Genomic DNA, 19,746 nt, shown 5'->3' on the forward strand with positions numbered 1-19,746 from the left:
CTTTTGGTTCCTTTTGGGTCCTTCCAAAAGGGACTCGACGTAAGGTCGAAACCATAGTCTCAGTTAGACACAAATAAACAAACAAGATCAAGCAGGCCTCAACCGTCACGCAGCAATTGACAAACCTGTACGAAAAATCCCGAAAAACGTGAGCTGGCAGTCTCTGGAGAGACTCTGTTGCAGCTCGCTCCCACAGTTGCAGTGATTCTGTAGCTGCTGGCGTAGGAACGAGGCTGCGTTGTGCTGCGCAGCAGCCCCAAAACAGGCACTGCGGTCTGCCAGTCAAACCCGGCTCACCGGGTTTACGACGGCTTCGCCGCCGGACGTAGCCTCGTTCTACTCGTCAACTGCAACAGGTGTTTTGCTCAGGTTTCGGTCACTCTTTGCTGGCCTTGAACGCCAGCTCGCCCTTGGGCCATTTGGCCGCTTTGGCGGTCACGGCCTTGAGGGTCTTGCTCAGGCCTTCCTTGAGCTGCTCCTGGGCTGCGAAGATCAGCATCACGGTCTGACCTTCCTTGAACACGATACCTTCGCCCAGAGGCGAGCTGACATAGGCGTAGTCACCGATGCCGTAGATCGTCATTTTGATATCGCGAAATTTGATTTCGAACTTGCCACCTTCGCGGCTGGGCAAGACTGCTGCGCGAAAATGATCACCGACCTTGAGCCCGAGACCTGGTTTGTCATCTACCACCAGCGCTGATTCAGTATCGATTTCAGCGATGTAAATACCTTCAGCGTTCTGCTCGGTAACGTACACAAAGCGGGACTGGAACAGTTTGACCAAACGTGCCCGCAAATCACCCAGAACAAACAACGCATGCATTTCCAGATTGCTGACTGCCAACGAAAAACCCTCGAAAACGTGAAGTGGCGCTACCAGAACAAATAACAGGCAGCAGAAAAAAGGCCTTAGCCCACTTATTAAAAAACCGGGTACAGCAAAATCTCCTGGCTGATGGGGCAAGGAGTGGCATGTGACATCAAGACTAAAAATACGACAGGACCACCATTCTACCGGCTCATGCCCGAAGTTGGGTATACACATCCACTTCTCAGTCAGGGAATCCGTAAATTTTTCTTGATTGAGGCCCGGTTCTACAGGGCTTTCGTCGTTAACTGCGCCGCTGGCTGTCAACAACTGCCATACTGGCCGAAAAATCAGCCTGGCCCATGCCGCCGGGTTGTCCGGCTTCATTACCTCGAAGGGAAAGCGACACGTGACGGAATTTGATATTGGCGAATTTTTTATCCGCGGCGAGTCCAAAGAAGTCGATGGTGAGTTTCAGGCCGTGATCGTGATGCGCGCCAAGCCACCGTTGAAAACCGTGACTTACCATCAGGTCGAGAAAGACCGCTGGTTCAAGACCGCCGAGCAGGCTGAAATTGCCGCCAGGGGTTCGGCGCAGGAATTGAAGCTCGCAGTGGACGCAGGCGCCCTGAACGCATCTTGACGTAACCCGTCAAGCACGCTGAGCCCGAGCCTGCATTGCGCACGCGCTAGCGCTCAGCTGCGCCAGCCAGGCAGCGCGACACTCTTCAGCTTCCATGCGGCTGGAGAACGCCGTCCCGCGTTGCTCGCCGTTGACCAGCACAACCCAGCAGGCCTTTTGCCCCGTGGCCCGCAACCCCTTGGGCACACCCGAGCCGATCATCACGGCAACATCTACCCGATTGGACATGGTGGATACTCCAACTATTTAGTTAGTCACCTAACGATGTCGGCCATCTTAAAGAGTTAAGGACGCTGGAAAAAGCTATGCCCTGCATAGCTGCATTGCATCAGCGGTAACAATATCCCCTGCATGCGGGCTCAAACCGGCGGCTTTTGCTCGAAAACATTGCGCCCGCCCTCCTGGGCAATATTGAAAAACGCCTTGTCGAGTACCCCTAGCCCCTGGCCCACATTGGCATTGAAATTGGCCGATTGATGAACGTAGCGCTGACGCAACAAGCGCTCCTGGGCAGGGGTGAGCTTGATTGTACTTTTCAGTACCTGCGCTTCGAGCCTTGCAGCGATGGGCAACAGTTCATCAGGCAAGGCATCCTGGGCACTGTTCAAGGCGGCAAAGGGCACACCCTGTTTGCATGCCAGCGAATGCATGATGCGCAGATACACACGGGAAAGATGACCCAGCACCCGGCGCTGCATAAAGACGGCGGCCTGGACGCGCTTCATCGGGTCCTGGCGGCTGCCGGCCTTCTGCTCTTCGGTGCGCACTTGCACGAAGTCCTGCTCAGCGAGCGGATCAATCAAATCCCTGGCTTGCCAGTCCAGCAACTGCGCCTGGGCCAGCTTCCAGGCACTGGTCAGCCTGATGGGTGTGGACGGGCTGACCAGATTGCTCTGCCAGCGCGTCAACTGCACCTGCTCTTGCATCTCGACCGGATAACCGCCGCCAAGATCGGCATGGACTCCGGGCAGGAATATATCCAGCGGCCATTGCGGGGCAATGCGGGTCAGGGAAAAATTGCGTCGCTGCTCATCCCGTGCGCACAGCTGAACCACCTGTTGCGCGCACTCAGGCCCCAGATACAGATTGAGCCCCGGATTGATGTCATCCCCCACATCACCCAGGTCCTCCAGCCCGCCCATGGCTGCAACAGTATCGAAGAGCCCGATAAACTCGATGCTGCACTTGAAGTCAGAAGCCAGCGCAAACTGCTGCGTGAAGGCCGTGGCATGCACCTGGTTGGCAAAGTGGCGGGCTGCGGCAGCGCCGCGGCTGAAGCCAAAAAGGTCAAGTTGCAGACGGCTCAGGGCATTGGCGGGAGCCAGCCGTAGAAATTGCGCCAGACATTGGCTCAGTTGCTCCAGGGCCTCATCGGCCTTGCCCAGCACCCCGGTGCGCCCACGGCCATAGGTCAGGCCCGGGAAGGAGGTATCAACTGCCCCTGTGGTTGTGCCAATACCGCCGACGTAGAGCGAAGTCAGCGCCTGTGAATCCTTGAACGTCGTTTGCACAGGGTAGTGCCGGTGCAGGCGGGCGATATTGGTGGGTTCACCGGCATAACTGCTGCCGGGTTCGACCTTGAGGCCCCGGGCCTGGCGCTCGCGGCCCGAGAGGATATTGAACTGGTTATTGGCCGTGCCATCAAAAAAAATACCGACACGCAATACATACCCCGTATTGCTTGAGTGACTCATGACACTGGCCCTCGTTCTTTTCAGCTTCGCGTGGAAACGCCGTGCCAAATATAAAGGGGCATGACCAAAACACTCAGCTCAACGTCAGGTTTAAATTTTTACGGGGAATTACAACAGAGGCCAGGGCGACAGCGCGGACGGCTGCGCAGCCCAAGCTACCGGAACCGCAGGACACGGCTCCGGCAAGGTCAAGCCTTCAGGCTTGACGCTGATGCTTGTCGATTTGCTCGTGACGCTCTTGAGCTTCGATGCAGTACTTGGTGGTAGGGCTGATCAGCAGGCGCTTGAGGCCAATTGCATCGCCACTGTCATCACACCAGCCGAAGCTGTCATCCTTGATACGTTCCAGCGCCTGTTCGAGCTGGGGCAGCATGCGCTGATCACGGTCGATGGCGTTCACCAGCCAGGTGCGCTCTTCTTCAACCGAAGCAGCGTCGGCCGGGTCAGCCGGAGTGTCCAGGCTCTCGATCGCGATGCGGTTCTGCTCGATACGCTCGTGGGTTTCGACCTTCATGTTTTGCAGCAACTCGCTGAAAAAAGCATGTTGCTCGGCATTCATGTAGTCATCCGCCGGCATGGCCAGCAACTTATCCTTTGTCATTGATTTCTCTATAAAAAATACGTGCATTAAGGCGAATTAGGGAGCGTTCTGACCGATCTTCATCCCAACCAGTTAGGTGCCATCTATTTCAAGCGCCACCCGGCACTCAATTTACGAGGGGCGGCAGTCTAAGGCCGAGTTATCGACTCAGCAACTGAAAACACACCTATTTGTCCAGCAAAACCTGGAAAGTGACGAAAAACGTGCTCAGCGGGGCTAATGGAGTGCGTTTATAGCAAGAAATTCAATGCGCAGGCTGAAAATCCCCTACCAGGTGCGATGACCCACAGCTGATGGGTCATCTCTATATTGTTAAGGGCGAGACCCGCGCACCCGAACCGGGCACGCCGATAAAACCGCGAAATGCCCTGCTCGTAATAAAAGAACCACTGGCCAATACAGCCCTGCCGTGTGCAACCAGATCGAGCGACGTTTAGTAAGCAATGGGGTGCATGAGCGCGTATTGGGCCAACTTTTCATGGCTGGCTCGCCCGGGAAACCGGGCAGCCATGCCCAGGTAATGCTCCACCCCACCAAACATCAATTTAAATGCACTTAACTATCATTATTATGCATTTGCGTATTGGTTAACGGCTGGGCAGACTGCTCGCGTTCCTCCCCCAGATGAAGGAACATTTTCAAGGGCTTGCCGGTTAACCCGCCAGGCCCTTTTTTTACCTTCCTGCTTCACAAAACCGGATTTACCTGACCATGCAAACCCGCTGGATCAGCCGCCTATTGCCTGCGGCTACGAACACCCGCCCCACCGAATGGAGCCGTGCCGCCATTGGCGTGTCCCTTGGCACACTATTCAGTGTGTGGTTCTGCAGCCTGTTCTATGGCCTGCCCGTGGCCATGCACCTGATCGGCCCGTTGGGCGCTTCGGCCATTTTGCTGTTTGCCGTGTCCTCGGGTGCACTGGCGCAACCCTGGTCGATTGTCGGCGGCTATCTGTGCGCCACGGTCGTGTCGCTGGGGGTGGTGCATTTTCTTGGCCGCAGCCTCGACAGCGCGTGCCTGGCCGTAGGTCTGGCAATGATCAGCATGTGCCTGCTGCGCTGCCTGCACCCGCCTGCCGGTGCACTGGCGCTGCTGGTGGTACTGGCCGACCCGGACAGTGCCAGTCTTGGCTGGGGCATGCTTGCACCGGTGATGCTCGGCGCAGTGTGCATGCTGCTCGCGGCACTGGCCTATAACAACCTGACCCGCGTGCGTTACCCGAAAAAACCGTCCGAGCCGAGCCCTGCGGCCAGCACCGATCAGGCACCGGTCAACCCGGGCATCAGTGCTGAAGATTTGCACCATGCGTTGCAGCAAATGGACGCATTTATCGACGTTACCCCCGAAGATCTCGAAGAGTTGATTCGAGCCAGCGAGCTGCATGCGCGCCGGCGCAGTATCGGTGAAGTGTTCAGCCAGAACCGTTGAGCCTGGGGCGCTGCCTGCCCTGCTTGCCCTGTATCGATAAGCGCCCAACTCCTGCTAGGGTTAACGAGGTAACCTGGGCGGCAGACATGCTTGAGTGCCTGATCACCCGGATTCCGCCATCCGACAGTGATCAAGGCTCGCAATGCTCAAAACCATTGAAAATGAGATCTCGAAACAGGCCGCCCCGCCCGCCTTGCAAGCTGAATTTGCCCAACATGATTTCGAAAAGCTGCGCAATTTTTGCAGCCTGACCTATATCACCAGCATTGCTATCTGGTTACTGTTCAACCTGATTGTCAGCACCAAAGGCGGCCAGGGATTTACCGGCCTGTCCCTGCTGTTTATCAGCGTCATGGTGGGGTTGACCATTATTCTGGGCTTTGTCGGCAATTACCGGCACTTCGATGTACTCAATACGGTTTTCGTAGCCATCATCACACTCGGTTTGCGCCTGATCATTTTCGGCCTGCCAGCCGAGACCCAGCCGATCTGGCTGGCACTCGCCACCTCAAGCATTCTTTATAGCGCGTCGGTGCTGCCGCTCAGCCGCTGGGCGTTTCTCGCCGTTGCCGCCATCAGCTGTGTCACCCTCAACCCTTTCCTGATGGCCGATGTCTCGGTCATGGATCTGCGCGGCTTGCTGATCCTCTGCTACTTCACCTTTTTGTGCAGCCTGACCACCTACAGTTTTTTCAAGCTGCGCCGGATCAAGCTGCACAATTACACCATGTCCAAGTTACTGGTGGCCCAGGCCTATATCGATGCCCTGACCGAGATCCCCAACCGGCGCTCTTTCATGCTTCAGGCCGGGCATGTACTGCTGACCCGCCCCAGGGAGCACGACCACTATCTGGCGATGATCGATATCGACAATTTCAAGAAGGTCAACGACCAGTACGGCCATGATATTGGCGATGAGGTGCTCAAGCGTACGGCCGCCAGCATCAAGGCAGTGATGGCTGATTTTGCGTACGCACGGCTGGGTGGTGAGGAGTTTGCCGTGTACCTGCCCGGCGTGCGCCGCGAAGACGTCGAAGTACTGGCGCAGAGCCTGTGTCGCCGGGTGCGTGAAGATCCCGACGCACACCCCGTGACCATCAGTATCGGCCTGGCCCGGGTCGAAGAGGAAGACACCCTCAACCAGGCGCTGGCCAAGGCCGACAAGGCGCTGTACGGCTCCAAGCATGACGGCAAGGACAGGTTTACGTTTTATTCGTGAGCGGCTGGCAGATCGGGGGATATAGCGTAATTCGGCGAGCTGGCCGTATTGAGCCGGATCAAAAGCCCCTCACCCTGGCCCTCTCCCAGAGGGAGAGGGAACCAAGAGCAAAAGCGGATCAAGCTGGGGTGAGGGGTCTGCGTCAGTCGCTCAACTCGGTATTGCCATCCCAGCCGCCACCCAGCGCCGCAATCAGTTGCACACTGGCAATCAGACGGCTCTGCAGCAAGTTAAGTACGCTGCGCTCGGTGCTCAGGGCTGTTGTTTGCACCGAAACCACGTCCAGGTAAGCAATCAAGCCCGCCTTGTACTGGTTACTGGTCAGGCGCAACGACTCGCGGGCCGACTCCAGTGCCTGCTCCTGTACCACCGACTCATCGCCCAGCACCTTCAACTGCACCATGTAGTTTTCCACTTCCCGCAGACCGTCGAGCACGGTCTGGCGATACTTGGCCACCGTCTGGTCATACACGGCTTCATTGCGATCGACTTCTGCCGAGCGCTGGCCACCATCGAACAACGGCAGGGAGATTTTCGGCCCCACCGACCAGAAGCGGTTGGGCACGCTGATCCAGTCCTGATACTGACTGCTGCTGTAGCCACCCGACAGGCTCAAACTGAAATCGGGGTAGTAAGCCGCCTTGGCTACACCAATGTTGGCGTTGGCAGCAATCACCGAGCGCTCCGCCGAAGCGATGTCAGGACGCCGCTCCAGCAGTTGCGACGGCAGGCTGACCGGGATCTGCGGCAACTTGGGTACGTTTTTAATTTCCGCCAGGTTGAACCCTGCTGGTGCTTGACCGGTGAGCACCGCTATTGCGTTTTCAAATTGCGCCCGCTGCCAGATCAGGTCGATCAGGCTGGCCTGGGTATTGCGCAACTGGGTTTGCGCCTGAGCCACCGCATCCTTGCCGGAAATTCCCGCACGGTACTGGTTTTCGCTCATTTTCAGTGAACGTTGATAGGCCTCGACCGTGGCTTCGAGCAAACGCTTCTGCTCATCGATCACCCGCAATTGCAGGTAGTTCTGCACCAGCTCCGACTGCTGGCTCAGGCGCATCGCCGCGAGGTCGGCCAGGCTGGCCTCGGCACTCGCCTCGTTGGCTTCCAGACCACGGCGCAACTTGCCCCAAACGTCGGCCTCCCAGCTCACCCCGACCTGGGCATTCAAGGTGTCCCGTATGCCGCTGCTGGAGCTGGTCAGGCTGGAGTTTGAGCTGCCGGTGCCCTGGCTGGACCGGGTCTTGCCCACGCTAAGGTCGGCGCTGGGCAGGAACGCCCCGCGCGCACTGCGCACCAAGGCCTGGGCCTGACGGAACTGGGCTTCAGACTGCGCAACGCTCTGGTTGGCACTGTTGAGTTTGTCGACCAGCGCATTGAGCTGCGGGTCGCCATACAGCTCCCACCAGGCACCTCGGGCCAGTGAGTCGCTCGGATTGGCCTGGGTCCAGCCGGCTGCCTGCTTGTACTCAAGGGGCGCCGCCGTTTGCGGGCGCTGGTAGTCCGGGCCGATGGCACAGCCGCTAAGCAGCGCAACGGACAACGCCGGGGCAAGGAAAAACGAACGAGAGGTCATAGCGGAGTTTCCAGAGCAGCATCAGTGCGCACGCCGCGCCATTTGTTGAAGCGATGGCGCAGGCGGTCGAGATAGAGGTAAACCACAGGCGTGGTGTAAAGGGTCAGAATCTGGCTGAAGATCAGCCCGCCGATAATGGTCAGGCCCAGGGGCTGGCGCATTTCCGCGCCTTCGGCGCTGCTCAGCATCAGTGGCAAGGCACCGAGAATGGCCGCCAGGGTGGTCATCAGGATCGGCCTTAAACGTTGCAGGCAGGCACTGCGGATCGACGCTTGCGGGTCGAGGCCCGAATGACGTTCCAGTTGCAGGGCAAGATCGATCATCAAAATCGCGTTTTTCTTTACCACACCAATCAACAGGAACAGCCCCAGCAGTGAAATCAGGCTGAACTCCCCGCCCGTGAGGTAAATGCTCAACAACGCACCAACACCGGCAGACGGCAAGGTCGACAGAATGGTCAACGGGTGGATGTAACTCTCATAGAGAATCCCCAGCACCAGGTACACCGCTACCAAGGCGCCAAGAATCATGAACGGCTGGCTTTTTTGCGTGGCGGCAAAAGCATCGCCCGTACCGGCCATTTTCACGATCACTTCTTCCGGCAGGCCGAGCTTGGCCACCGCCCGTTCAATGGCTGCCGTACCCTGCTCCAGGGTGACACCGGGGGCCAGGTCGAACGCAATGCTCTCCGAAGCGAACTGGCCCTCGTGGGATACCCGGTCGTTCTGCAGGCTGTTCTCATAGTGGGCAATGGCCGACAGCGGAATACGCTGACCATCGGCGGTTATCACCTGCACCTGATTCAGGGTTTCGGGGTCCTGGGCGTACTTGGGGTTGACCTCCATCACCACCTGATACTGATTCAGGCTGTCGTAGATAGTGGAAATCTGCCGCTGACTGTAGGCGTTGTTGAGCACGGCAGTGACCATGTCCATATCCACCCCCAGGCGCTTGGCCTGGTCGCGATCAACCACCAGGGTCACCTGCTGGGCACCGCGGCCTTCACGGGCATCGATAGCGGTCAGCTCAGGCAATGCCTTGAACGCGGCCACCACTTTTGGATACCAGGTGCGCAACTCGCCCAGATCGCCGCTTTGCAGGATGTAGGAGTACTGCGAGCTGGTCTGGTCACGCCCACCGCCAAACTGCAGGTCCTGGTCGGCCATCAGCATCAGGCGGCCGCCGGGCACTTTGGGCATGCTCTCGCGCAGCCGTTCGATGACCTTTTGCGCCGACACCTTGCGTTCCGAGATCGGCTTGAGACGCACGATCATAAAGGCGTTGTTGGTGCCGCCATTGCCACCAATAAAACCGGCAACGCTTTCTACCGCAGGATCGGCCAGCACCGCCTTGCGAAAGATTTCCATTTTCGGCTGCATCACGCTGAACGACAGGCCGTCGTCGCCACGCACAAAACCGATCAGTTGCCCGGTGTCCTGTTGCGGCATAAAGGTTTTCGGCACCACCACATACAGCGCCACGTTAACGCCAATGGTTACCAGCAGGCTGAGCAATGTCAGGCGCTTGTGCCGCAGCACCCAGTCCAGGCTGCGTGCATAGCCGCTGACCATGCGCTGGTTAAGGCGGATGCTCCAGCGCTGCATGGCGTTTTCCGTGCCCGGCACATGGGGTTTTAGCCAGCGTGCGCAAAGCATGGGCGTGAGGGTCAGGGACACCACCAGCGACACCACGATCGAAGCGGCCAGGGTGATGGAAAACTCGCGGAACAAGCTCTCGACAATCCCGCCCATAAACAGGATCGAGAGGAACACTGCCACCAGTGACACGTTCATCGAGAGCAGGGTAAAACCGACTTCCTTGGCCCCCAGCATGGCCGCTTTCATGGGCGCCACACCGGCGTCGATATGCCGCGAGATGTTCTCCAGCACCACGATGGCGTCGTCCACCACCAGCCCGGTGGCCAAAATCAGCGCCATCAGCGACAGGTTGTTCAGCGAGAAGCCGTAGAGGTACATGATGGCAAAAGTGCCCACCAACGACACCGGCACTGCCAGCGTCGGAATCAGCGATGCGCGGAAATTGCCGAGGAACAGGAACACCACCAGAATCACCAGCGCCACGGCGATCAGCAGGGTCATTTCGGCCTCGTGCAGCGTAGCCTTGATCACCGGTGAACGGTCCATGGCCAGGTTCAGCTGCACGCTTGCCGGCAGCACCGCCTGCAAGGCCGGCAACTGGGCCTTGATCGCGTTCACGGTCTCGATGATATTGGCCCCGGCCTGGCGGTTGACCACCAGCAGCACCGCCGCATCGTTATTGAAAAAACCGCTGTTGTAACGGTCTTCAACACTGTCCTTGACCTTGGCCACATGGCTCAGGCGCAGCGCCGCGCCATCCTGGTAACGGATGATCAGCGGTTCGTAGTCCTTGGCCTTTTCCAGCTGGTCGTTGGCCTGGATCTGCCAGTTGCGCTCGCCATCGGACACTGCGCCCTTGGGCCGGCGCACGTTGGCATTGGCAATGGTGTTGCGCACGTCATCCAGCGAGACGCCGTACTGGTTGAGCAGTTGCGGTTCCAGCTCGATGCGCACGGCGGGCAGCGAGCTGCCGCCAATCTGCACTTCACCTACACCCGGCACCTGGGACAGGCTTTGCGAAAGAATGGTCGAGGCCAGGTCATAGAGCTGGCCCTTGGACAACACCTCGGAGGTCAGCGATAACACCATGATCGGTGCTTGCGAGGGGTTGATCTTCTTGTAGGTGGGCATGCTTTTCATGCCGCTGGGCAGCAGGTTGCGCGAGGCGTTGATCGCCGCCTGCACCTCCCGCGCCGCGCCGTTGATGTCGCGGTCCTGATCGAACTGCAAAATCACCCGGGTCGAGCCCTGGCTTGAATTGCTGCTCATGGTATTGACCCCGGCAATCGCACCGAAGGCCCGCTCAAGCGGCGTGGCCACGGTAGATGCCATCACCTCGGGGCTGGCCCCGGGCAAACTGGCCGACACCACGATCACCGGGAAATCCATTTGCGGCAACGGCGACACCGGCAGCAAACCAAAGCTCACCCCGCCCAGCAACATGATTGCCAGGCTCAGCAGCATGGTGGCTACCGGGCGTTTGATAAACGGGCCGGACAGGTTCATACCGACGCCTGCTCAGCCTGGGCCGCATCACCACGCCAGCGACGCCCCAAGCGATCGAAGTACAGATAGATCACGGGGGTAGTAAACAGAGTCAAGACCTGACTCACCAGCAAACCACCGACCATCACCAGACCCAGGGGCTGGCGCAATTCTGCCCCGGAACCGGTGGCCAGCATCAGCGGTACGGCACCAAACAATGCTGCCAGGGTGGTCATCAGGATCGGCCGGAAGCGCAACAGTGCCGCCTGATAGATCGCCTGCTCCGGTGCCATGCCCTGGTTACGCTCGGCGTCGAGGGCGAAGTCGATCATCATGATTGCGTTTTTCTTGACGATACCGATCAGCAGGATGATGCCGATAATCGCAATCATGCCCAGGTCATTGCCGCTGAGGATCAGCGCCAGTAAGGCACCCACTGCTGCCGATGGCAGGGTGGAGAGAATGGTGATCGGGTGGATATAGCTCTCATAGAGCACGCCCAGCACGATATACATGGTCACCACCGCCGCCAGAATCAGCAGCAAAGTGCTCGACAACGAAGCCTGGAACGCCTGCGCGGCACCCTGGAATTCGGTCTTGACCCCCACCGGCATGCCGATGTCCTTCTGCACCTGATCGATCAGTTCCACGGCCTGGCCCAATGCCACGCCAGGCGCAAGGTTGAACGAGACCATTACCGAAGGGAACTGGCCGATATGGGAAATGGCCAGTTGTGCCTGACGCTCCTCGACCCGGGCCAGGCTCGACAGCCGCACCTGGCCACCATCGGTGGTCTTGACGTGGATCTGATCCAGCGCCTGCGGGCCGATTTTCTCGCCGTCCTTGGCCTGCAAGACCACGCGGTACTGGCTGGCCTGGGTGTAAATGGTCGAAATCTGCCGCTGACCGAAAGCGTCATACAGGGCATCGGTAATATTGGCCACCGACACGCCCAGGCGTGATGCCGCATCGCGATCGATCACCAGGTATACCTGCAGGCCCTTGTCCTGCAGGTCACTGGCCACATCGACCAGTTCAGGCTGATTGGACAACGCGGTGACCAGTTTCTGCGTCCAGGTGCTGAGCATGTCAGCATCCGGGGATGACAGGCTGAACTGGTACTGGGTACGGCTGACGCGGTCTTCGATGGTCAGGTCCTGCACCGGCTGCATAAACAGGCGGATGCCCGACAGCTTGTCCAGTTGCGGCTGCAGCCGCGCAATCACCTCGATGGCACTGTCGCTGCGCTCGCTGTGGGGCTTGAGGTTGATCAGCATGCGACCGCTGTTGAGGGTCGGGTTATCCCCGTCCACGCCAATATAGGAGGACAGGCTCTCGACATCCGGGTCTTGCAGAATGATCTTGCCCAGCTCCTGCTGACGCTGACTCATGGCACTGAACGAAATCGATTGCGGCGCCTCGGAAATGCCCTGGATCACCCCGGTGTCCTGCACCGGGAAAAAGCCCTTGGGCACCACCATATACAGGAACACGGTCAAGGCCAGTGTACCGATGGCCACCAGCAGGGTCAGCGGCTGGTGCTTGAGCACCCACTGCAACATGCGCCCGTACTCGGCGATCATCCAGTCGATAAACGCGCCGCTGGCACGGTAGAAACGCCCCTGCTCTTCAGGCTTGGGCTCGGCCTTGAGCAGGCGCGCGCACATCATCGGGGTCAGGGTCAGCGAGACCACCAGCGAGATCAGGATCGCCACCGCCAGGGTGATGGCAAATTCGCGGAACAGGCGCCCCACTACATCGGCCATAAACAGCAGCGGGATCAATACCGCGATCAGCGACAGGGTTAGCGAGATCAGGGTGAAGCCGATCTGTTTGGCGCCCTTGAGCGCCGCCTGCATCGGGCTGTCACCTTCCTCGATATAGCGCGAGATGTTCTCCAGCATGACGATGGCATCATCGACCACAAAGCCGGTGGCGATGGTCAGGGCCATCAGCGTCAGGTTGTTGATGGAAAACCCGGCGAGGTACATCACGCCAAAGGTGCCGACCAGCGACAGCGGTACGGCAATCGACGGAATGAGGGTGGCGCTGGCCCTGCGCAGAAACAGGAAGGTCACCATCACCACCAGGGCGATGGCGATCAGCAATTCATGCTGCACATCGCGCACTGAGGCGCGAATGGTTTGTGTACGGTCGGTCAGCACCGTGACATCGATGCCGGCGGGCAGGTTGTCGGTAATGCTTGGCAGCAGTGCCTTGATCCGGTCCACCACCTCAATCACGTTTGCACCGGGCTGGCGCTGGATATTGAGCAGCACCGCCTGGTTTTCGTTGGCCCAGGCTGCGAGGCGCTCGTTCTCGGCGCCGTCGACAATTTCGGCCACGTCCTTGAGTCGCAGCGGTGCGCCGTTGTTATAGGCAAGAATCAGTTCGGCGTATTCTTGCGGGGTTTTCAGCTGGTCATTGGCGTCCAGCATCGACACCCGGGTAGGGCCGTCGAAGTTACCCTTGGGCTGGTTGACGTTGGACGCACCGATCAGGGTGCGCACATCGGCCAGGTTCAGACCATTGGCAGCCAGCGCTTCAGGGTTGACCTTGATCCGCACCGCCTGGCGTTGCCCGCCAGCGATGCTGACCATGCCCACGCCGCTGATCTGGGCAATTTTTTGCGCCATGCGCGTATCGACCAGGTCATTGAGCTTGGGCAACAGCATGGTTTTGGAGCTGATGGCCAGGGTCAGTACCGGGGTATCCGCCGGGTTGACCTTGTTGTACACCGGTGGTGCCGGCAAATCCTTGGGCAGCAGGTTGCTGGCGGCGTTGATCGCAGCCTGCACCTGTTGCTCGGCGACATCCATATTGATGTCGAGATTGAAACGCAGGGTCAGTACCGAAGCACCACCGGAACTGGTGGAGGCCATCTGCGTAAGCCCCGGCATTTGCCCGAACTGACGCTCAAGTGGTGCCGTCACTGCACTGGTCATCACATCCGGGCTGGCCCCGGGGTACAGGGTCATCACGCGGATGGTCGGGTAATCCACCTGGGGCAAGGCCGATACCGGCAGCAAGCGATAGGCGATGATCCCGGACAACACGATGGCCAGCATGCACAGCGTGGTTGCAACCGGGCGCAGGATAAACAGGCGCGACAGGTTCATTCGCGGGCCTTGGACTTGGTGTTGTGCGCGGCCGGGGTGGCATCGGTATCGGCACCGCCATCGAGCAGTTGCCCGGCAGCCGTTTCCGGTACTTCGGCACTGTCGTTGACCACTTCCACCGCGCCACCATCACGCAGACGGTCGGTACCTTCGAGTACTACACGATCACCGGGCTTGAGGCCTTCTTCGATCACGGTCACATCGCCATCGGTGGCACCCACTTTAATGCTGCGAATCTTGACCTTGTTGTCACCGTCCATGGCATACACGAACGAGCCGTTGGTGCCGTACTGAATCGCTGCAGTGGGAGCCAGCACCACGTTTTCAAGGGTGTCGGCCAACAGGCGTACATTGACAAACTGGTTAGGGAACAGCGCCTGATCGCGGTTCTCGAACAATGCCTTGAACTTCAGGGTACCGGTGGTGATATCAATCTGATTGTCGATGCTGCTCAACACACCGACTGCCAGCTCTTTGGTATCGCCACGATTCCAGGCCTGCACCGGCATTTTCGCGCCGCTGCGATAACGCTCAAGGACCAGCGCCAGGTTGGTCTCGGGCAAGGTGAAACTGACCACAATCGGCTCGGTCTGGGTGATCACCACCAAGGCCGTGGCGTCGTTGGCAGCTACCAGATTACCGACGTCCAGCTGACGCAGGCCCACACGGCCGCTGATCGGTGCGCGGATCTTGGTGAAATCCAGGTTCAGCCTGGCATCGTTGACCGCCGCCTGATTGGTCTTCACCGTGCCCTGATATTGGCTGACCAGCGCTTCGGCGGTGTCCAGGGTCTGTTTGGCGATACTGTCCTCGGCGTACAGCCCGCGGTAGCGCTGCACATCAACCTGGGCATTTTTCAGCTGGGCCTGGTTCTGCAGCAACGTGCCTTCGGCTTGCAGCAGGGCATTTTGATAACTGCGCGGGTCGATCTCAGCCAGCAGTTCGCCTGCCTTGACCATCTGCCCTTCCTTGAAATAAACCTTGACCAGTTCCCCTGCTACACGGCTGCGCACATTGATGGTGTTCAATGCGGTCACCGTGCCCAGCGCCTTGTAGTAAATCGGGAAATCGCCCTGCGTTACTTCCGACACCCGCACCGGCACGGGCTGGGTCGAGCCACCAAAGCCCGGGCGCATCATGCCCGAGCGACCGGTGTGCCCGGCGGGCTGATCGGTCGCAGCCTTTTTTGCGGCAGACGGCCATAGCCACCAGCACAGGCCAAGGACTATCAGCAAGACCAGCAGGCCAAACAGCCAGAAACGGGATTTGTGGGAAACAGAGGATTGCATGGAGTGATCAACCATTAGCGCGAGCGATAATTTTCAGGAGGTGGAACGATAAGCAGTGCGGGCCGTTATGAAAAGGCTCTTTACCCGCTATTTACGTTATAGAGATGGCATTGAGATGAAGATCGACGAAATCTGTGGAATCTGTGTGGGAGCGAGCCTGCTCGCGAAGGCAGTCGACGGTGGTGCTTGAAGATTTCGCGAGCAGGCTCGCTCCCACCGATCAACAGGCCGTACAAAAAAAACGGCCTGGCACTTTAGGTGCCAGGCCGCTTCAGGTCTTGCAGTACGACTTACTTCAAAACAGCCAGGGCTGCTTCGTAGTTTGGCTCTTCAGCGATTTCTTTAACCAGCTCGCTGTGCAGCACGTTGTCGTTTTCGTCCAGCACCACCACCGCACGGGCAGTCAGGCCGGCCAACGGGCCATCAGCGATTGCCACGCCGTAGTTCTCGATAAACTCGCGGCCGCGCAGGGTCGACAGGTTTTGCACGTTTTCCAGGCCTTCAGCGCCGCAAAAGCGGGCCTGGGCGAATGGCAGGTCAGCCGAGATGTTCAGCACAACGGTGTTCGGCAAAGCGTTGGCTTCGGCGTTGAATTTGCGTACCGAAGTAGCGCAGGTTGGCGTATCAACGCTTGGGAAGATGTTCAGCACTTTGCGCTTGCCGGCAAAGCTCGCCAGTGTTGCATCGGACAAATCACCCGCAACCAGCGAAAACGCTGGTGCCTTGGAACCTACTGCAGGCAATTCGCCGTTGACTTGAACAGGGTTGCCTTTAAGCGTCACTTGAGCCATGAACGATGTCCTTTTTGACAGGTTGTTGAAGAGGCCGAAGTTAAACATGAATCAGCCGGGCTGACCTATGGATCGAACAAAAAATCTTATGCTCTGCGGCACTAAAAGACGATTCCTACAAGGCGCCATGCACCGCAGTTATTAGCTGTATTTTTGTGCCCGGGTGCGCAAAAAAGACGGAAATAGCCCCGACATAAGCGCCAGTTCCCTGCCAACTGCTAGCGTACATGGCTAGCGCCCAAGGAACAGGATCGCATGCCCATCACTCGCCTTGCCTCAAGTCTGTTGCTCACCCTGGCCCTGTACCCGGCTGCCGATGCATTGGCAGATAACGCCGAGACCGCCAACAAGAGCAACAACCCGCTGAATCTGGCCCCGGGGGTCAATCTGCAGGACTACTACACGCCGCAGGTGTACGACAGCAATATCCACACCAATGACGCCCTGCTGCGCGGCGCCCTGCCCGTGGCACCCAACGACGTTATCGGTGTACCGCAACTGTTGCGCGTGACGCTTCCGGTCAGCACCCGTCCAGACCCGCACGGTGGCTACAGCAGCGGGATCGGCGACCTCAACCTGTTCGATATTTTCCTGCTCAAAACCGAAGGCGTGCAATTGGGCATTGGCCCGCAGATAACCGCACCCACTGCCGAGCATGACGAACTGGGCACCGGCAAGTGGCAAGCCGGCCTGGCGGCCATTGCCATCGATGCTTCGCCACGGGGCCTGCTGGGCGCACTGGTGCAGTATCAAAGCTCGTTTGCCGGGGACAGCGACCGCCAGCATGTCGAGAGCGCCACGTTCCAGCCCTTTATCATCCACAACCTGCCCAAGGGGTGGTATTTGCGCTCCACCGGCACCTGGACCTGGGACCTGAAAAACAACACCCACTACATCCCCGTCGGGCTGGGCGTGGGCAAGGCCTGGAAAGCCGGAAGCAACATCCTCAATGCCTTCGTTGAGCCGCAATGGACCGTGGAACGCAAGGGCGACGACCTGCCCCAGTTCACCCTGTTTGCCGGGATCAACGTCACCTTCGGAAAATAGGAACCTGCCATGCACATAAAGCAACCCGCCTGTCTGCTCGCTGCCTGCCTCTCCTTGGGGGCGGGCAATGCTGACGCCATCAATTTCAGTGCCTCACCCACCGAGGCTGCCAGCATCGCCAGGGAGGCCTACCTGTACGGCTTCCCCGTGGTGGAAATGTACAAGACCCTCTACACCCAGGCCGTGGACACGCAGGGCAAAAACTTCAAGGCGCCGTTCAATGAAATCGGCAATACCGCCATGGTATTTACCCCCAGGGATACCGCATTCGTGACGCCCAACTCGGACACGCCCTACTCATTCCTGTGGATGGACCTGCGTGCAGAGCCGCTGGTTCTGACCCTGCCTGCCATCGAGGACGGCCGCTACTACTCGACGCAACTGATCGACCTGTACACACAAAACTTCGCGTACCTGGGCACCCGCACCACAGGCAATAAAGGCGGCAATTACATGATCGCCGGGCCTGGCTGGACAGGGGAAAAACCGGCCGGTATCGACGCCGTGATTCCCAGCGAGAGTGCCATTGCCTACGGCCTGTACCGCACCCAGTTGTTCGATGACAAAGACCTGGCCAAGGTCAAGCACATCCAGAGCGGTTACAAGGTCCGGCCCCTGAGCCAGTTCCTGGGCAAACCCACGCCAGCTGCGGCGCCCGCCGTGGACTGGCCCGCACCTGTTGCCGATATGAGCGACAGCCCCGAGCTGTTCAGGTACCTGAGTTTCATGCTCGCGTTTGCCCAGCCCCAGCCCAGCGAAGCGGCATTGCGCGAGCGTTTCAGGAAAATCGGGATTGAACCGGGCCAGCCCTTCAACCTCAATGAACTGACCCTTGAGCAGCGCACTTCACTGGAGGATGGAATTGCGGCAGGCAAAGCCGAGTTCGCACAATTCAAGCATGACAAGGTAGACACCCATAAAATCACTAGCGGTGACCTGTTCGGCTCCCGCGAACACCTGAACAACAATTACCTGTACCGCTATGCGGGCGCCAATATGGGGATTTTCGGCAACTCGGCCGCGGAGGCCAATTACATCGGTTACTTCGTCGACAATCAGCAGCACCCTGCCGACGCCTCCAGGGATCGCTACACCCTGCATTTCAACAAGGATGCACTGCCGCCCGCCAATGCGTTCTGGTCGCTGACAATGTATGACGGCAAAACCAAACTGCTGGTCGAAAACCCGATCAATCGCTACCTGATCAACTCGCGCATGCTGTCAGATCTCAAACGCAACGCTGATGGCAGCTTGACTCTGTATGTGCAGAACCAGCCGCCCACCGGGGAGTGGCTAAACAACTGGCTGCCAGCACCTGACGGACCGTTTTATGGTGTATTGCGCACTTACATGCCCAAGCCCGAGGTCGCCAGCGGTGCATGGAAAATGCCCTTGCTAACGCCGGTGGTTAGCCAAACAGCTCCGTAGCAGCTGCCGAAGGTTGCGTCCGCGTAGTGCGGCCTTCGTAATGCCAGGGTGCACGGTATGGTCGTAGAACCTTGGATTCAGGTTCTACGACGGCTACACCGCCGAACGCAGCCTCACTCCGCTCGTCAGCTGCTACGCAATATCCGGGTCTGGCGGCTACACCGGGTACGTTTACTTGTTGAGTTTCAAATACGACTGATGCAAGTCCGAAGCCCAGGTATCGATCACGTTTTTCACGTCATCGGCCTTCATCGCCTGGCTGGCATTGGCCAGGGGCTTGCCTGTGCCCTTGCGCACTACCTGGGCCACTACATCCTGGCTTTTCCCGTCGATAAACACCGCCTCGGTGGCCAGTTGGGTTTCCTGGTCGCGGATCCCCGACGCTGTGCTCACCGCAGCCGCCACCAGCGCTACCGGAATGTACTCATACGGTGCCAGGCTTTCGGTTTCACTGCTCACCGCAGTGATGGCTGCACGCACCACAATCACGCCCGGCCCAGGGGCACTTGCCAGTGGCAATGATTTGCTCAGTTCGCGCTTGAGCGCCTGGTCGTAATACTGGGTAATACCATTGAGGGTGCTTTGCGGGATCTTTTCTGTCGGTTTTGGCGCCGGATATAACTGGGTCGGCTCGATATACACGCTGGTGTACTGTCCTGGCTTCAGTTTGGGGTCAATCCAGCGCATCACCTCAGCACCAGAGGGCGACTTGGCCTCTTTGAGGCGGCTGTAATCCTTCAAGAATCCGGAATATTCGTCAGGTTGCTGGACCTTGCTCGCACAACCGACCATCCCGATTGATGCAATGCACAACGTACCGATCATTAGACCAAGCTTCATTCTGTAGCTCCTGTAGGGGGCGCAGCCGTAGAAACGCGCCCTATAGGTATAGCCAAGCATTGAACAATCGCCGCAGAACCCGAATTGATCCGACAGCGATTGTGATCGAATGCTCAATACACATCGGCATACTTTTTACAGCTCAGTTCTATTTGGCTGTCAAGAAACACTCTAAAA

The 19,746-nt window shown here is 58.6% G+C and carries 15 protein-coding genes; 5 read left to right on the plus strand and 10 right to left on the minus strand.

Going from position 1 to position 19,746, the window contains the following annotated elements:
• Nucleotides 1-376: 376 nt before the first annotated feature.
• Nucleotides 377-847 carry a hypothetical protein gene (locus QN377_RS19405; protein ID WP_095002401.1) on the minus strand — a complete coding sequence of 157 codons (471 nt, stop codon included), beginning with the start codon at nt 845-847 and terminating at the stop codon, nt 377-379.
• A gap of 373 nt (nt 848-1,220) precedes the next feature.
• Here QN377_RS19405 and QN377_RS19410 point away from each other — a divergent pair, with 373 nt between their 5' ends.
• Complete coding sequence (locus QN377_RS19410; protein ID WP_095002400.1) at nt 1,221-1,454, plus strand: hypothetical protein; 234 nt, start codon at nt 1,221-1,223, stop codon at nt 1,452-1,454.
• A 9-nt stretch (nt 1,455-1,463) separates the two neighbouring features.
• Here the strand turns inward: QN377_RS19410 and QN377_RS19415 are convergent, their stop codons facing one another.
• The 3 genes from QN377_RS19415 to QN377_RS19425 all read right to left on the minus strand — a co-directional run bounded on the left by QN377_RS19415 (nt 1,464) and on the right by QN377_RS19425 (nt 3,749).
• Nucleotides 1,464-1,682, minus strand: coding sequence for a hypothetical protein (locus QN377_RS19415; RefSeq protein WP_095002399.1), 219 nt, complete (start codon nt 1,680-1,682; stop codon nt 1,464-1,466).
• 131 nt (nt 1,683-1,813) lie between these two features.
• The gene (locus tag QN377_RS19420) at nt 1,814-3,148 is read right to left on the minus strand and encodes a phospholipase effector Tle1 domain-containing protein (RefSeq protein WP_323567652.1); all 1,335 of its coding nucleotides are present in this window, start codon (nt 3,146-3,148) and stop codon (nt 1,814-1,816) included.
• A 196-nt stretch (nt 3,149-3,344) separates the two neighbouring features.
• Complete coding sequence (locus QN377_RS19425) at nt 3,345-3,749, minus strand: TraR/DksA family transcriptional regulator (protein WP_016780464.1); 405 nt, start codon at nt 3,747-3,749, stop codon at nt 3,345-3,347.
• A 711-nt stretch (nt 3,750-4,460) separates the two neighbouring features.
• Between QN377_RS19425 and QN377_RS19430 the strand changes: the two genes are divergently transcribed.
• Both QN377_RS19430 and QN377_RS19435 read left to right on the plus strand, forming a co-directional pair.
• Nucleotides 4,461-5,177 (plus strand): HPP family protein, encoded by a 717-nt coding sequence (locus QN377_RS19430; protein WP_150628095.1) that lies wholly within the window; start codon nt 4,461-4,463, stop codon nt 5,175-5,177.
• Nucleotides 5,178-5,319: 142 nt separating this feature from the next.
• The gene (locus QN377_RS19435; protein WP_095002396.1) at nt 5,320-6,396 is read left to right on the plus strand and encodes a GGDEF domain-containing protein; all 1,077 of its coding nucleotides are present in this window, start codon (nt 5,320-5,322) and stop codon (nt 6,394-6,396) included.
• Between the two features lie 142 nt (nt 6,397-6,538).
• Here QN377_RS19435 and QN377_RS19440 read toward each other — a convergent pair whose 3' ends face one another.
• The 5 genes from QN377_RS19440 to tpx all read right to left on the minus strand — a co-directional run bounded on the left by QN377_RS19440 (nt 6,539) and on the right by tpx (nt 16,254).
• Nucleotides 6,539-7,972, minus strand: a complete 1,434-nt coding sequence (locus QN377_RS19440; RefSeq protein WP_095021211.1) for an efflux transporter outer membrane subunit — start codon at nt 7,970-7,972, stop codon at nt 6,539-6,541.
• Nucleotides 7,969-11,076 (minus strand): efflux RND transporter permease subunit, encoded by a 3,108-nt coding sequence (locus QN377_RS19445; RefSeq protein WP_095018856.1) that lies wholly within the window; start codon nt 11,074-11,076, stop codon nt 7,969-7,971. The genes QN377_RS19440 and QN377_RS19445 overlap by 4 nt, the downstream gene beginning before the upstream one ends.
• Nucleotides 11,073-14,174, minus strand: coding sequence for an MdtB/MuxB family multidrug efflux RND transporter permease subunit (locus QN377_RS19450; RefSeq protein WP_095018855.1), 3,102 nt, complete (start codon nt 14,172-14,174; stop codon nt 11,073-11,075). Before QN377_RS19450 ends, QN377_RS19445 begins: the two co-directional genes overlap by 4 nt.
• Nucleotides 14,171-15,478 (minus strand): MdtA/MuxA family multidrug efflux RND transporter periplasmic adaptor subunit, encoded by a 1,308-nt coding sequence (locus QN377_RS19455; protein ID WP_301448600.1) that lies wholly within the window; start codon nt 15,476-15,478, stop codon nt 14,171-14,173. Before QN377_RS19455 ends, QN377_RS19450 begins: the two co-directional genes overlap by 4 nt.
• Nucleotides 15,479-15,753: 275 nt before the next feature.
• Entirely contained in the window at nt 15,754-16,254 is a 501-nt protein-coding gene (gene tpx / locus QN377_RS19460; protein ID WP_095002391.1) for a thiol peroxidase, read from the minus strand.
• A gap of 255 nt (nt 16,255-16,509) precedes the next feature.
• Between tpx and QN377_RS19465 the strand changes: the two genes are divergently transcribed.
• Nucleotides 16,510-17,301, plus strand: a complete 792-nt coding sequence (locus tag QN377_RS19465) for a hypothetical protein (protein WP_095026960.1) — start codon at nt 16,510-16,512, stop codon at nt 17,299-17,301.
• A 9-nt stretch (nt 17,302-17,310) separates the two neighbouring features.
• Complete coding sequence (locus QN377_RS19470; protein WP_322213137.1) at nt 17,311-18,729, plus strand: DUF1254 domain-containing protein; 1,419 nt, start codon at nt 17,311-17,313, stop codon at nt 18,727-18,729.
• Nucleotides 18,730-18,900: 171 nt separating this feature from the next.
• Here the strand turns inward: QN377_RS19470 and QN377_RS19475 are convergent, their stop codons facing one another.
• Nucleotides 18,901-19,569 carry a DUF3313 domain-containing protein gene (locus QN377_RS19475; RefSeq protein ID WP_095018852.1) on the minus strand — a complete coding sequence of 223 codons (669 nt, stop codon included), beginning with the start codon at nt 19,567-19,569 and terminating at the stop codon, nt 18,901-18,903.
• Nucleotides 19,570-19,746: the final 177 nt, after the last annotated feature.

Source organism: Pseudomonas sp. CCC4.1 (assembly GCF_035019225.1).
Taxonomy (GTDB): Bacteria; Pseudomonadota; Gammaproteobacteria; order Pseudomonadales; family Pseudomonadaceae; genus Aquipseudomonas; species Aquipseudomonas bubulae.

Coding starts and splice junctions, on each gene's coding strand:
- QN377_RS19465 (WP_095026960.1), top strand. CDS start 16,510: ATGCCCATCACTCGCCTTGCCTCAAGTCTGTTGCTCACCCTGGCCCTG.
- QN377_RS19450 (WP_095018855.1), bottom strand. CDS start 14,174: ATGAACCTGTCGCGCCTGTTTATCCTGCGCCCGGTTGCAACCACGCTG.
- QN377_RS19425 (WP_016780464.1), bottom strand. CDS start 3,749: ATGACAAAGGATAAGTTGCTGGCCATGCCGGCGGATGACTACATGAAT.
- QN377_RS19430 (WP_150628095.1), top strand. CDS start 4,461: ATGCAAACCCGCTGGATCAGCCGCCTATTGCCTGCGGCTACGAACACC.
- QN377_RS19455 (WP_301448600.1), bottom strand. CDS start 15,478: ATGGTTGATCACTCCATGCAATCCTCTGTTTCCCACAAATCCCGTTTC.
- QN377_RS19440 (WP_095021211.1), bottom strand. CDS start 7,972: ATGACCTCTCGTTCGTTTTTCCTTGCCCCGGCGTTGTCCGTTGCGCTG.
- QN377_RS19415 (WP_095002399.1), bottom strand. CDS start 1,682: ATGTCCAATCGGGTAGATGTTGCCGTGATGATCGGCTCGGGTGTGCCC.
- QN377_RS19470 (WP_322213137.1), top strand. CDS start 17,311: ATGCACATAAAGCAACCCGCCTGTCTGCTCGCTGCCTGCCTCTCCTTG.
- QN377_RS19445 (WP_095018856.1), bottom strand. CDS start 11,076: ATGAACCTGTCCGGCCCGTTTATCAAACGCCCGGTAGCCACCATGCTG.
- tpx (WP_095002391.1), bottom strand. CDS start 16,254: ATGGCTCAAGTGACGCTTAAAGGCAACCCTGTTCAAGTCAACGGCGAA.
- QN377_RS19420 (WP_323567652.1), bottom strand. CDS start 3,148: ATGAGTCACTCAAGCAATACGGGGTATGTATTGCGTGTCGGTATTTTT.
- QN377_RS19475 (WP_095018852.1), bottom strand. CDS start 19,569: ATGAAGCTTGGTCTAATGATCGGTACGTTGTGCATTGCATCAATCGGG.
- QN377_RS19435 (WP_095002396.1), top strand. CDS start 5,320: ATGCTCAAAACCATTGAAAATGAGATCTCGAAACAGGCCGCCCCGCCC.